Source organism: Butyrivibrio sp. LC3010, assembly GCF_000424385.1.
In the GTDB taxonomy this organism is placed as follows: Bacteria; Bacillota; Clostridia; order Lachnospirales; family Lachnospiraceae; genus Butyrivibrio.
Genome location: NZ_AUJU01000007.1, coordinates 45,809 through 60,286 on the forward strand (window position 1 = coordinate 45,809; position 14,478 = coordinate 60,286).

Genomic DNA, 14,478 nt, shown 5'->3' on the forward strand with positions numbered 1-14,478 from the left:
CTTAGTGTACTTGTGCATTAGGGGAAAATATGAACCGTCCGGGGAGTCTGTCTCGAATAAATAAAGATAAAGAATCACTGTCTCTTAGTCTAAAGAAGCTTATCTATGGGATAGTTTTTCTTGTTATTGCTTCGTTTGTTATATCCATGTATATAGTCACCGAAAGAGAGAGAAGGGATTATGGCATACGGGATACGGACAACGTTCTGAAAACTCTTTCAAGTAATGTCAGCTCAGACATAGAAAAATATAAATCCCTTTCGAGACTCATTATGATTGAGTCCAGAGTCGTTGATTTTCTTCGTGCAAGTGAACCAAGCGTAGATATAGGAATGATAAATGATGCCAGATACGGAATCATGGATATTCTGAACGCTACGGAGGGCGTTGATTCTGTGATGATCTTCAGGGAAGATATGATCATGGTGGCAACAAACAGGTTTACTTATAAATATGATTATGAGCTTATGAACAGTGATTCCTGGCGGAAGGATATAAATGACGGAAATGGTGGGGCTGTCGTGTCACTCAACAGTAATGGAGTGGCTGCGAAGTCAGACGGAAGACCTGTTGTGACGATAGGAAGAGAGATCAATGATATAGACACTCAGAAAAGAACCGGACTTTTGATGATGAACATATCCACCAGCGTTTTTGAGAGAATGCTGCTTAGACTTGGATATAACGACATCTGTATAATGGGTGTCGACGGCACTTATCTTGCGGGAAACTATGAATACAGTGAGTACTTTGGACCTGATTTTATAAATGAAAAAATAGAGTACAAAGATATAATCCTTGGAGGAGAGGAAGCCTTACTTGCAGGGTGTACCGTAAAGGATCTTCCAATAGTGATTCTGAGAGTGTCTCCATATGGAAAGGAAGGTATTCCGTTCAGGATTTTGTTTGTTCTCTTGTTTTTGCTTGTGGTATTGACTGTTCTTGCTATATTTGTAGGCGTTTTTATAAGAAAAAATATAACCGATCCGATTTTTGGATTATCTGCAGCAATGGAGAGAAACAAGAAATCTGGTGTGCTTAAAAAGATTGAGGTTCAAGTTCCGTACAGTGAGTTTGGCATGCTCGAGGATGATTATAATAGTATGATCGATCATGTAAATGAACTGTTTGACAAGCTTGTGGAGAAAGAAAAGACCTTGCAGAAAGCAGAGATGAGAGTCTTGCAGGAGCAGATAAAGCCTCACTTTTTATATAATTCGATAGAAACCATAGGATTTATGGCACTGGATTCAGGGGCAGAGAGTGTACATGATGCTCTTGAGACATTGGGAAGCTTTTACAGAAACTTCCTCAGTAAAGGTGGAAGAGAGATACCGCTTGAGAGGGAGGTTCAAATTGTGAAAGATTATTTATCGCTTCAGAAATTGCGATATGGAGATATTCTGGAGGATGAATATGACATAGATGAGGATACGTTGTCGTTTATTGTACCTAAACTGATACTTCAGCCTTTGGTTGAAAACTGTATATATCATGGGATACGCATGAAGGGAGAAAAGGGTACAATAAAAGTATCGGCAAAGCTCATAGACGGGGAACTGCATCTGACAATAAAAGATACAGGGGTAGGTATGGATGCAGATAAGATAGAGAGCATTTTGTCAGCAAAGGGTGCTACCAATGATCAGAACACAGAGAGCTTTGGTCTGTGGGGCACAATTGAGAGAATCAGGTTTTATACCGGCAGAGAGGATGTAGTAAGAATCAGAAGTGAGATTGGGGAATACACTGAGATTGAAATTTTGATCCCCAATACGCTTTAGGGGTGGTTGTATGTACAGAGTTATGATTATAGATGATGAAGAATCCGCAAGGAAGCTTATGAGAGCAGCAATAGATTACAAAAGCCTTGATATGGAGGTTGTCGGAGAGGCGGCAAGCGGAATTGAGGCCATAAATATTATTGATGACATAAGACCGGATATTGCTTTTGTGGATATTTCCATGCCCTTTATGGACGGGATAGAATTCACAGAAACAGCCACGAAGCGCTATCCAAATCTGATAATAATCATAATGACTGCAATTGATAAGTTTGAATATGCCAGAAAATGTGTAAGTCTGCCTGTATTTGACTACATGCTTAAGCCTATGGTCCGCGCAGAGGTAACAAAGGTTTTGGAGAAGGTAAAGGATAAGCTGGACAGTGAAGGAAACAGAGCATCTGATTTTGAAGAAAATGAAGAGGAGCTTATTCCTGAGGAGACAGATTCCACAGAGCTTATAAAGAAATATGTGAAGGAAAATATCACTGACTCCACACTTAATCTTGCTTTTGTGGCACAGAATTTTGGCTTTAGCGCCAGCTATCTTTCAAGGAAATTCAAACAGGATACCGGGAAAAATTTTGCAAAGTATCTGAATGATCTTCGAATGAAAAAAGCTATCAAATATGCAGAACTTGGCTACAAGATGTATCAGACTGCAGCGAAGGTCGGAATACCTGACCCTAATTATTTTGGCAGATGCTTTAAGAAATATGTGGGAATGAGTTATTCGGATTATGTAATTGAAAAATGCCAGGTTGACAAGTAAGTGACAACTGCGTATTATAAACAAATGACGGTCCTGTAACGGGTGCACGCTCGTGTGGGATTGGGTCTTATGCAATGAGAGCCTGCGAACCGTGTCAGGTCGGGAACGAAGCAGCACTAAGCGGAATCTCTCATGTGTTGTAAGGTCGCCTGATTTCACCTTGCGTGTGTCCATTACAGGACCGTATTTTTACATTTTCTTTGCAGCAAGAATTTCTTATTTTGCACACCAATACATGTTTCTGAATTCTGTAGGTGTACATCCCTTGATGATTTTGAACATTCTGATAAATGATGACAAAGACGGAAATCCGCAGTTTAACGCAACATCCGTAACTGAATTACTGGGATCGGTTAAAAAGGTTTCAGCTTTTGCTATACGCTTCTGATTGACATACTTATAGAAGGAAACATTGGTGAATTGTTTAAACCTTCTTGAAAAGTAGAATTTACTAAAGCCGCTTTTGTCAGCAATCTCATCAAGGCTTAAGTCTTCGGAGCAGTGATCCTGAATATAATCACATATCTCCAGGAATTTTCCAAAGTATTCGTCGCCGCGCTGGTATTCCATAAAGTTGGAGTTCTCACGCTTATCGACATAGTTCTTCCCTATTAGTGACAAAAATGCCAAAAGTTTGCAGAAAATATCAACCTCCGAGAAGGAATCATTTTTGCTGTAGATTTCGTTTATCTCAAGAAGCAGAGATTTTGCATGGTCATGTATTTGAGGATACTCCTCAGGGGTCACTATGGTATAAGGTGACATGAGATTAATCAGTCCGTCTATCTCATGCATAAATCTAAGTTCGGTAGTGTCGGGCTGAAAAATTATACGCTTTCCGATTTCGGGAGCTTTGATTGAATGAATACATCCGGGACAGATGATGATAATATCTTCCTCGCGCAAAACAATATCTTCACCTGCACAGTTTAAATAATAAAGATTGCTGGTGGGCATGATGATTTCTATTGCAGCATGCCAATGTGCAGGATAATCCTCATACTCATTGTTGTTATAAAGCTTTACTGATGTACTTTGGTTGAAATTAACAGTTTCAATTAGTCCGTTTAATGTTTCAATCATAGCTTCTCTCCGAAAAATAAACGTCAACATGGTCACAAATTGCGTTAGCAATATTTGCTAATAACTAATAAAATTCTATTACAAAATGGTGCCTGCGCGACAATCAAATGTTGCCTTGTAATTGCTAAATGTTGCGATTTAACTTAATTTTATTGTGAATTATTTACAATAGTTCCACCCAAATAAAATTGAGATTCGACAAAGTGTGCATTTTGGACAAAATATAGAGAGCAATTATTTATAACCAACAAACAATTATTGAAAAGATGATTCTATTTGTATGTGTTATTTTATGCTAAGAGAATTTTATAGACATTATTGCATGAACGAAGTCAGAAAAAATGTTCAGGAATTTGTATGATCATAATCAAAGGACTAAGTGATTAGAGGAGTATTTATGAGTAAAGAGAGAGAACCCTTAGTAACAAATATTTTTACTGCAGATCCTTCTGCACATGTATTTAATGGAAGAATATATGTATATCCGTCACATGATGTTCCGCATAATGGAGAGGATAATGATAACGGAGATGAGTATCAGATGGAAGACTACCATATTCTTTCCATGGATAAGATCGGCGGTGAAGTAACAGACCATGGCGTAGCACTTAGCATGCACGATGTTCCGTGGGTAAGAGATCAGATGTGGGCACCTGATGCGGTTTTCACAAATGATAAATATTATCTGGTATTTCCGGCAAGAGACAAGGAAGGAAATTTCAGACTTGGTATTGCTGTAAGTGATAAGCCTGAGGGTCCCTTCAAGCCTGAGGAGGACTGCATCGAGGGAAGCTTTAGTATTGATCCCTGCTCATTTAAGGATGATGATGGCAAAGTATATGTATACTTTGGTGGTCTTTGGGGCGGTCAGCTTGAAAAGTACAGAACCGGTAAGTTTGATCCTGAAGGAACAGAGCCTGAAAAGGACGAACCGGCAGTTTGCCCTAAATGTGCGCTTATGACAGAGGATATGAAAGCTTTTGCAGAAAAGCCCGTAGATATTCAGATACTTGATGAAAACGGAAAGCCTCTGCTTGCAGGTGATGAGGATCGCAGATATTTTGAGGGTCCCTGGATGCACAAATTTAATGGGAAGTATTATTTTTCATATTCTACAGGTACAACACACTATCTTTGCTATGCAGAGAGTGATTCCCCTTATGGACCATTTACTTATAAGGGACGTATCATGGAGCCTGTAATAGGCTGGACTACACATCACTCAATAGTTGAGGTTGATGGTGAGTGGTATCTGTTCTACCATGATGCTGAGTTTTCAGGTGGTATAAATCACAGAAGATGCGTAAAGTATACAAAGCTCAATATCGCAGCTGATGGAACGATAGAGACAATTCATCCCTATGATCACAAAGAAGCCTGAGAACAAAATGAAATAAAGCGGGAAATATTCTATGAAATAATAAGCCCTGTCTGATACGGTTTCGGAATTTAATAAATAACATAAAAAAGCCATGACAAAAAAATTTCACTTTGTCATGGCTTATTTTGTAATTAAGTTGTGTTTTTGGCGAGGCTCTTTACGAGCCTTGTAGAGCAAATAATTGATTGTAAATACTTTAGTTTTCTACATTTGTCATATCGAGACCACTCATCTGATCAAGAAGCTTCATCTTTGTGTCATAAAGTCTTCTTGAAAGGTCCACATGAACCTCGTGAGGGTTGAAAAGACGTCTTGTCTCATCCCAAAGAGTATCCTGTTCCTTGAGGCAGTATTCACGGATATCCATTGTCTTTGGAGATGTGTATACACATTCACCGTTTTTAAAGATGGGTACCATGATCTCACGAAGAGTAAAGCTGCCTGCAGGGAGAAGTGTCTTCTTCCAGGGTTCCTGAGGATCGAAGATAAGAAGCTGTTTATCCTCGGTAAAGGTCTCGTTTTCAAGACATATGAGATCTGCTTTAAGTTTGCCGCTGGCTTTTTCATATATTCTGTAGATTTTTTTGTTTCCCGGATTTGTAACCTTCTCAGAGTTCTCGGATAATTTGATTTTGGGAATGAATTCTCCGTCCTCGCTCTTTATAGCCGCAAGCTTATACACGCCACCGAAGGATGGATTGTCCTTGGCAGTGATGAGGTGGGTTCCTACACCCCAGGAAGTGATTGCAGCACCCTGAGTTTTAAGGGAAGAGATAAGGTACTCATCAAGGTCGTTTGAAGCAGAAATAACGGCATCAGGGAAACCGGCTTCATCCAGCATTTTCCTTGCCTTTTTGGAAAGGTATGCAAGGTCGCCGCTATCAAGTCTTATGCCATAGAAGGAAAGGTCTATGCCTTCTTCTTTCATCTCTTTAAATACACGGATAGCGTTGGGAACACCTGAATTTAAGGTGTCATATGTATCAACAAGAAGAATACAAGCTGAAGGATAAAGTTTGGCGTAGGTCTTAAATGCTGTGTATTCATCAGGGAAACTCATGATCCAGCTGTGAGCGTGGGTTCCCTTAACAGGTATATCAAAAAGCTGACCACAAAGAACGTTACTTGTTCCTATACATCCGCCGATTACGGCAGCTCTGGCACCATAGGTTCCTGCATCGGGACCCTGGGCGCGTCTTAAACCAAATTCCATTATGCCGTCACCCTGGGCTGCATAACAGATTCGTGCTGCCTTGGTGGCTATAAGGGACTGATGATTGATGATGTTGAGAATTGCAGTTTCTACAAGCTGCGCTTCCATTATGGGCGCGATAACTTTTACCAGGGGTTCTCTGGGGAAAATAAGTGTGCCTTCCGGAATAGAGTAGATGTCTCCACTAAACTTAAAGTCTCTTAAGTAGTCGAGGAAATCTTCATCAAATATTCCTACGCTCCTTAAGTAATTGATGTCCTCTTCATCAAAATGCAGCTCTTTAATATAATTTATGAGCTGTTCAAGGCCTGCCATGATTGAATAACCGCCACCAAAGGGATTATTTCTGAAAAACGCATCAAAAATAACGGTTTCGTTCTGGGATTTGTTCTTGAAATATCCCTGCATCATAGTCAGTTCGTAGAGGTCGGTTAATAGTGTCAGATTTTGTCTGTCCATATAAAGTACCTTCTTCTTAAATGTGTATTTTTTTAAAAAAGCTTCAAAAACAATAATACCACAAATAATCGGTAAATATTATGCAAAATACGCAAAATAGGAAGGCCGAAGAAGCGCTCAGTGTCATTGTTTTTTAGTTCATCTTATTATAAAATGGAAACGATTAATTTTTTAAACAATATCATTAAAATAGAGATAATTTTGATTTATGGGATGGACAGGTAGTTATGGGAGAGTACGATAAAATTTATAATGCCGGAAATAAAATATTAAAAGAAGTAACTAAGGCGGTTGAAACCGGTGATTATAACAATCTTAGTGCTTCACTTAAGGATGCGGTTAATACTGCAAAAGCTAATTCTTCACAGAATTTCAGAGGAACTGCTTCAGCTACAAGAACCGTCCGTTATGCAGGTGCTGCAAGAAGAACCCCCTTTTTTACGAGAAAAGTAAGTTTTAATACAGGTGTGGGGAAGATTGTACTTGGTGTACTGGGAGCTTCATTTTTCGGACTTTCAGCGCTTGGAATGATGATGGATGCAGCTATATGGCCGGCAGTTGTATTACTTGCAATCACTGCAGGTTTTGGATATCTGATAAAAAGCGGTCAGGATGATAAGAAGCTTGCCAGAATCTTTAATAAATATGGAAGAATACTTGGTAATGCAGAGTATTTTGCAGTTGGAGACCTTGCCATAGCTGCGGGAGAGAGATCGGATGATGTTCTTAAGAATATAAAGAAGATGATCGGAAAGGATTTTCTTCCCACTGCCAGACTTGATCAGAATGAAACAACCGTAATGCTTTCAGAGAGAGCATTCGCACAGTATTTACAGGCTGAAAAGGCAAGACGTGAACGCGAATTTGCCGAGAATCAGAATTCGCTGAAGAATGCAGCAGAGATGAAGCAAAATGAACGTTTCCAGGCAGAGAGCATGGAAGGCGTAACAGATAATGGTGTTAAAGCGATAATCAGGGAAGGCAATGAATATCTGGAAACAATTCGCAGAATCAATGATGCGATTCCGGGTGAGGAGATGTCTGAAAAGTTATATCAGCTTGAGAATATCATGAGGAAAATATTCAAGCAGGTTGAGAAAGAGCCTGAATGTGCTGATGAACTGAAGAAATTCATGAATTATTATCTGCCTACTACAACAAAGCTTCTCAATGCATATGTTGATCTGGATAAGCAGCCTGAGGCCGGTAATAATATAACTCAGACCAAGAGAGATATAGAGGATGCCATAGAGGTTATAAATGAAGCTTTTGAAAATCTGCTTGATAGTCTTTTCCAGGATATGGCATGGGATATTTCATCTGATATATCAGTAATGAAGACCATGATGGCTCAGGACGGACTTACACCTGATGGATTTGCAAAAGTCCAGAGTTCTCAGCAGGGAGCTGTAGCTTTTCAGAGTGCTCCGGTATCCCAGGAGTTTCAGGCAGCAGAACTGGCACAGACAGCTGAAGCAATTCAGAACGCCGCTACAGGAAGTGCACAGGCAGCAGAGGATGATAAGGTACAACTCAGATTTTGATTATAAGGGAATCGATTATATTTAGTCGGAAATGTATGTTTTTTGCAACATTTTGAAAATAAATATTTAGTTGGAGGAAGTAAAATGGGAGACGAGTTTAAGGAGTTTGAAAATTCAGCACCGACATTGTCATTTGATATGCCGGCAGCTGATGGGGCAGGAGCTGCAGCAGCTGTTCAGGAGGAGCCCAAGGCTGAGGAAGTACAGCCTAAGGAAGCTCAGCTCACAGAAGAAGAAATGAAGCAGGTTGATGCTTTTGTAGATCAGATCGACCTTACAAATTCTCAGGGCATAATGAACTATGGTGCAGGCACACAGAAGAAGATGGCTGACTTTTCAGAGAAGGCTATAGACAATGTACGCACTAAAGACATGGGACAGGTTGGTGATATGATTGCCGGTCTTGTAACAGAGCTTAAGAACTTTGAAGTAGAGGAAGATGAAAAGGGAATCAAGGCATTTTTCAAAAAGAGCACAAACAAGGTAACTGCTCTTAAAGCCAGATATACCAGTGTTGAGAAAAATGTTGAGACAATAAGCAGCGAGCTTGAGCGTCATCAGGTTCAGCTTATGAAAGACGTTGCAACATTAGACAATATGTATAAGCTCAATCTTAACTATTACAAAGAGCTTTCAATGTACATTATCGCAGGTAAGAAGAAGCTTGAGCAGGTAAGAGCTAATGAGCTCGTTGAGGCTCAGAAGAAAGCTGAGCAGTCAGGACTTCCTGAGGATGCACAGGCTGCAAAGGATCTTGCTTCACTTTGCGACAGATTTGAAAAGAAGATCTATGATCTTGAGCTTACCCGTACCATCGCTATGCAGACAGGCCCTCAGATCCGTATGGTTCAGAGTGCTGACACAGCAATGGCTGAGAAGATCCAGTCAACTATCGTAAATACAATTCCGCTTTGGAAGAACCAGATGGTTATTGCTATAGGTATCGAGCATTCAGCACAGGCTGCAAAGGCTGAGCGTGAAGTCAACGACATGACCAATGCTCTTCTTAAAAAGAATGCTGATATGCTTAAAGTAGCATCTGTCGAAGCTGCCAAGGAGTCTGAGAGAGGTATTGTTGATATGGAGACACTTAAGCATACAAATGAAACTCTGATCTCAACTCTTGATGAAGTTATGAAGATTCAGACAGAGGGTAAGGAAAGAAGAAAGACAGCAGAGGCAGAGCTTGAGCAGATTGAGGGTCAGCTTCGTGAAAAGCTCCTGCAGGCTGCAAAGAATTAATATAAGTGGGAAGGTTGATTTTTTAAGATGGAACAGAACATGAAAGAAGAAGTTTTAAGGGGATTTGAAGAGCAGTACGGCAAAAATGACAGTGTTAAAGCTTATTTTGCACCCGGAAGAGTTAATCTTATAGGTGAGCACACTGATTATAACGGAGGACACGTTTTCCCCTGCGCGCTCACTATCGGTACTTATGCAGCCGCAGCAAAAAGAGATGACAGAAAGATGCGTTTCTTTTCCATGAACTTTGATAATTCAAGAGTAATAGAGGCTTCTCTGGATGATCTTGAAGCATATAAGACTGCGGGCTGGACAGCATATCCTATCGGAGTTGTATGGGCCTTTGAAAAGAGAGGATTCAAGCTTGATAAAGGCTTTGATATGGTAGTCTATGGAAATATCCCAAATGGATCAGGTCTTTCATCTTCTGCATCACTTGAAGTTTTGACCGGATTTATTCTTAGAGAACTGTATGGCTTTGATGTAACTAATCAGGATCTTGCACTTATCGGACAGTATTCTGAAAACAATTTTAATGGATGCAATTGTGGTATTATGGACCAGTTTGCTGTTGCCATGGGAAAAGAAGACAATGCTATTTTCCTGGATACTGCAGATCTTTCATTTGAGTATGCACCTATTAAACTAGATGGAGCAAAGATTATTATTAGCAATACTAATAAGAAGCATAAGCTCACAGACTCTGCTTATAATGATAGAAGAAGTGCTTGTGAGAAGGCACTTGAAGAGCTTAAGACAGTTGTTGATATTGATGGACTTGGAGACCTCACCGAAGAGGAATTTGAAGCTCATAAAGATGTCATCAAAGATGCTGACAGACAGTTAAAGGCTAAGCATGCTGTTTATGAGAATCAGAGAGCAATCAACGCAGTTGCTGCGCTTAAGGAAGGTAACCTTGAGAAGTTTGGTGAGCTCATGAAGCAGTCACACATCTCATTACGTGACGATTATGATGTTACAGGAATCGAACTTGATACTCTTGCAGAGGAAGCTTGGAAGATTCCGGGAGTCATTGGCTCAAGAATGACAGGCGGCGGTTTTGGCGGCTGCACGGTTTCAATTGTTAAGGATGAAGCAGTTGAAGACTTTAAAAAGAAGGTCGGAGACGCTTATCGTGAAAAAATAGGTTATGATGCAAGCTTCTACACCGTTTCAATAGGTGGAGGCCCGGCAGTAATCTGACTTTAAAAGAAAAGCAGTCGATTGAAATACAATCGGCTGCTTTTATATGAAACAGATCTGGTAAAACAAGTATTAGCTTATTTCACTCAGTGTATTGTCATCCAGGTATTCATTGAGAATACTTATTATATTATCTTTGCTTAAAGAATTAAGTGATCTTGCTATGGGAAGAAGGCTCTCGATTTTTTTATGAATATCGGGATTTTCCAGGGATAGCTTGTTTTTATACATGTCACACAGAAGCCTGTAGGTTGCTGTTACATCACTCTTTGTAGATATGGAAAACTCGAGGAGTTCAGTTGCTTCCTTATATAAACCTGCATCATATAATTCCTTGGCCCATTTTTGCAGGGTGGTAACAAGGGTAGTATAATTCTGATCATATATTGTGAGTTCCGTAATATTGGGAGCACCGTATTGAAGTTTTAAGTCGGTATTTGTTATTCCTGTAAAATTGACTATTTTCTGGTCTGAGAGATTTTTAATGTTTCTTTCGCAAAAATCAATCTCATGGTTGCCGGATACAACACCAAAAGGCAGCCTTTCAATGGGAATGGTAATGTAGTCAAGCGAATCAAGACTTTTACGTCTTGTACTGTTCGCACGAAGCTCTTTGTTCCAGAAATCATCTTCATTTTTACGGGCCTTTCGATTGCTTCTGTGAATGGCAATATTGGTAAAAATTACAAAGAGTATGAAACTTGTAAAAAAGGGTAATCTCATTTATAATATCCTTTCAGAAAATGAGGAGAATGATTTTATGTTATTAAAATTTTTTAATTCCGGTAAAAACAGAAAAGTTATTTCTGCAATAATAATCATTGTTTTGATACTTGCACTGGTTATTCCGCTGGCAAGCAGTCTTTCATTTTGATTATATATCACCGGAATTTGCCAGAAAAGTGGCGAAATGGAGAAGTTTATGAAAAAATTTATGTTTCTTTGTCTGATGGCGCTTCTACTTGTTCTTGTAGCACCGGCAAGTAGAGCAGAGGCTGCTTCAGATACTATTCATCAAGGCGTTTTTATTGGTGATGTTGATGTTTCGGGCATGACAACTGCGCAGGCGACTGAAGCTGTTAATCAGTACATTGAGCAGCTGCGAGCAAAGAACGTAACTCTTAAGGGGAAGGATGAAGGCCAGAGTGTTACCGTTACTATGGCTGATTTCGGACTTGGATGGGCTAACACTGAAGTAATCGATGAAGCATTTTCTCTCTGCAGAGAGGGCAATGTCATAGAGCGATATAAAGCGATCAAGGATCTTGAACATAGTACACAGAGATATAATATTGAGTACTCGTTTAATGATGACGCAATTTTTCAGATTCTTGAAGTTAATTGTGCTCCTTTTAATGTTTCAAAGGTTAATTATACTTTGCAGAAAACTGCTAGCGGATTCACAGTAAGTGACGGGCAGGTGGGATATATTCTGGATGAGCAGGATTCCTTGAAGAACATCAAGAACTTTGTTCAGAATGAATGGAACCATGAGGATTGCGCGATTGATGTAGTTATTGATGAGGACCAGCCTCAGGGAAGTTATGAACAACTGAGCAAGGTCGGGGATGTTCTTGGAACCTATACAACGAGTTATTCCAGTTCCGGAGCAGCGAGAAGTGCAAATGTAGCTAATGGCTGTAAGCTTATTGATGGAACTACATTGTATCCCGGAGAAGAGTTCTCTGTACTTGGGAAGATCACTCCTTTTACAGAGGCTAACGGATATTTTCCTGCCGGATCATACTTAAATGGTATCGTGGTTGAGAGTATTGGTGGTGGAATTTGTCAGGTGTCAACGACTCTTTACAATGCAGTACTTAATGCAGAGCTTGAGGTTACTGAACGTCACAATCATTCCATGATCATTAATTATGTTAAGCCATCAATGGATGCGGCTATTGCTGAAAGTGGCGGTAAGAATTTCAGATTTGTTAACAGTACGGATTATCCTATATATATAGAAGGAACTACAAATTCAAGTAAACAGATCACATTTACAATTTATGGTGTTGAAACAAGACCTTCAACTCATAAGGTCGCATATGAGAGCGAAGTACTTGAGACCATACCTGCAGGACCTGATCAGATTGTTGCAAATGGCGGAGCACCGATAGGTGCTATCAGTACGCAGAGTGCACATATCGGATATAAGGCACAGCTCTGGAAGATAACTTATGAGAATGGTGCAGAAACCGGAAGAGAAGTAGTTAATAAGAGTAATTACAAGATGGTACCCAGAATAGTAACTGTTGGTACAGCTACCGGTGATCCGACAGCTGCAGCACAGATGGCTACTGCGATGGCTACAGGAGATATCAACCAGATTAAGGCTGTATCAGGAGCAATAGCAGCAGTTCAGCAGGCAGCAGCTAGCGGAGGAGATGTTGAGGCAGCTCAGGCAGCAGCGGCGGCTCAGGCAGCTTCTGCACAGGCTCAGCTTCAGGCACAACAGGATGCAGCGGCTGCGGCTGCGGCAGCAGCACAAGCACCTGCTGAAGCGGCACCGGCACCGACTGAGGCAGCACCGGCACCTGCTGAAGCAGCACCGGCACCGGCTGAGGCGACACCGGCACCTGCTGAGGCGACACCGGCACCTGCTGAGGCAGCACCTGCTCCTGCAGAGACTCCCGCACCGGCAGAGGAACCTGCTCCTGAAGGTTGATTTATATAATAAAGGTGAAAATAATATAATGAGAATCGGAAAAGTTACAGAGAGTGTATTAAAGCGCTCAGTGTTAAAACTTATAAAAAGTGATTCTAATAGAGAAAGCGCAGCTGCTAAATCAGACTGCGCTTATTCTATAGATGAAGATGGAAGCGTTCTGCTTTCTTCGGTGTCCACTATGACCGTGAAAACTGATGAGGCAGGATTCTTTGCAGTGCATAATGCTGCAAACAATGTTTTTTGTATGGGCGGAAAGCCCACAATGGCAGTACTGAATATCTTATTAGCTGCTGATGCTGAAGAATCAGAACTAAAAAAAGTTATGAGAAGCGCGATAAAAGCTGCAAACGACCTGGGTATTGCAATAGAAGGCGGTCATACAGAGGTTACTGATGCAGTAGAGAGAACAGTTGTAAGCGCTATCGTTACCGGAATATCTAAGGCAAAAAGCAATAGCAAGGCTTTGGAAAAAGATGATAAAACTTTTCTTAATAATATCGAGGGGAAGTTAAAGGACAGCTGCGATATTATAATTACTAAATGGATTGCTCTGGAAGGGACAGCTATTTTGGCTGCAAATGAAGCTGATAAGTTAAAAGGAAGGCTTCCGGATTATATGATAAAGGAAGCAGCCGGATATAAGAGGCTTGTTTCTGTGAAAAACGATGCCCAGATAGCGTTGTCATCCGGTGCTCTTGTGACACATGATGTTTCCATGGGAGGAATATTTGCTGCATTATGGGATATATCTGAGAGGGCAGGCTGCGGAATGGAAGTGGACCTTAAGAAGATACCGATAAGGCAGGAAACTGTTGAGATAACCAATTATCTGGGATTAAATCCGTATCAGATGATTTCGGGTGGCTCTCTTTTGATAATTGCGCCCGATGGAGACAGAGTTGTAAGAAGCCTTGAAGATGCAGGAATAAATGCAACTATTATAGGTGTTACTACTAATAAAAATGATAAGATAATAAGAAATGAAGATGAAATAAGATATCTGGATAAGCCAATGGCAGATGAGATTTTAAAGATAAACAATTATTGATTACATCAGAAACCGGGTATTAATATTTTCAGGATTATATCGATGGATTAAAGTGGTATCGGAAAATATGTATTTTAAAGA

11 protein-coding genes and 1 other RNA gene are annotated in these 14,478 nt (G+C 40.3%); 9 read left to right on the top strand and 3 right to left on the bottom strand.

Translation table 11 applies throughout. From position 1 onward, the window contains the following. The first annotated feature begins 29 nt into the window (after positions 1–29). The 3 genes from G622_RS0106970 (at position 30) to ffs (ending at position 2,714) form a co-directional block, all read left to right on the top strand. A complete protein-coding gene (locus G622_RS0106970) occupies positions 30–1,784 on the top strand; it encodes a cache domain-containing sensor histidine kinase (RefSeq protein ID WP_026510106.1) in 1,755 nt (584 codons plus the stop codon). A 10-nt stretch (positions 1,785–1,794) separates the two neighbouring features. Then, positions 1,795–2,556 (top strand): response regulator transcription factor, encoded by a 762-nt coding sequence (locus G622_RS0106975; RefSeq protein WP_026510107.1) that lies wholly within the window; start codon positions 1,795–1,797, stop codon positions 2,554–2,556. A 58-nt stretch (positions 2,557–2,614) separates the two neighbouring features. Beyond that, positions 2,615–2,714, top strand: an RNA gene (ffs, locus tag G622_RS25210) — signal recognition particle sRNA small type. A gap of 58 nt (positions 2,715–2,772) precedes the next feature. Here ffs and G622_RS0106980 read toward each other — a convergent pair. Further along, the gene (locus G622_RS0106980; protein ID WP_026510108.1) at positions 2,773–3,639 is read right to left on the bottom strand and encodes a helix-turn-helix domain-containing protein; all 867 of its coding nucleotides are present in this window, start codon (positions 3,637–3,639) and stop codon (positions 2,773–2,775) included. 397 nt (positions 3,640–4,036) lie between these two features. Here G622_RS0106980 and G622_RS0106985 point away from each other — a divergent pair, with 397 nt between their 5' ends. Continuing rightward, on the top strand, positions 4,037–5,020 hold the full coding sequence (locus tag G622_RS0106985) for a glycoside hydrolase family 43 protein (RefSeq protein ID WP_044957280.1): 984 nt from the start codon (positions 4,037–4,039) through the stop codon (positions 5,018–5,020). A 196-nt stretch (positions 5,021–5,216) separates the two neighbouring features. On the opposite strand, the gene G622_RS0106990 is transcribed toward G622_RS0106985, so the two are convergent. Continuing rightward, a complete protein-coding gene (locus tag G622_RS0106990) occupies positions 5,217–6,692 on the bottom strand; it encodes a nicotinate phosphoribosyltransferase (protein WP_026510110.1) in 1,476 nt (491 codons plus the stop codon). A 227-nt stretch (positions 6,693–6,919) separates the two neighbouring features. On the opposite strand from G622_RS0106990, the gene G622_RS22010 reads away from it, so the two are divergent. From G622_RS22010 to G622_RS0107005, 3 genes are all read left to right on the top strand, one after another. Next, entirely contained in the window at positions 6,920–8,236 is a 1,317-nt protein-coding gene (locus G622_RS22010; protein ID WP_049945729.1) for a 5-bromo-4-chloroindolyl phosphate hydrolysis family protein, read from the top strand. Positions 8,237–8,320: 84 nt separating this feature from the next. After that, positions 8,321–9,478 carry a toxic anion resistance protein gene (locus G622_RS0107000; RefSeq protein WP_026510111.1) on the top strand — a complete coding sequence of 386 codons (1,158 nt, stop codon included), beginning with the start codon at positions 8,321–8,323 and terminating at the stop codon, positions 9,476–9,478. A 39-nt stretch (positions 9,479–9,517) separates the two neighbouring features. Further along, entirely contained in the window at positions 9,518–10,681 is a 1,164-nt protein-coding gene (locus tag G622_RS0107005) for a galactokinase (RefSeq protein ID WP_026510112.1), read from the top strand. Between the two features lie 72 nt (positions 10,682–10,753). Here the strand turns inward: G622_RS0107005 and G622_RS0107010 are convergent, their stop codons facing one another. Then, a complete protein-coding gene (locus tag G622_RS0107010; RefSeq protein ID WP_049945730.1) occupies positions 10,754–11,404 on the bottom strand; it encodes a hypothetical protein in 651 nt (216 codons plus the stop codon). Positions 11,405–11,603: 199 nt separating this feature from the next. Here G622_RS0107010 and G622_RS22015 point away from each other — a divergent pair, with 199 nt between their 5' ends. Both G622_RS22015 and G622_RS0107025 read left to right on the top strand, forming a co-directional pair. After that, positions 11,604–13,346 (top strand): VanW family protein, encoded by a 1,743-nt coding sequence (locus tag G622_RS22015; RefSeq protein ID WP_155831430.1) that lies wholly within the window; start codon positions 11,604–11,606, stop codon positions 13,344–13,346. 28 nt (positions 13,347–13,374) lie between these two features. Then, a complete protein-coding gene (locus G622_RS0107025; protein WP_026510114.1) occupies positions 13,375–14,397 on the top strand; it encodes an AIR synthase-related protein in 1,023 nt (340 codons plus the stop codon). Positions 14,398–14,478 lie beyond the last annotated feature (81 nt).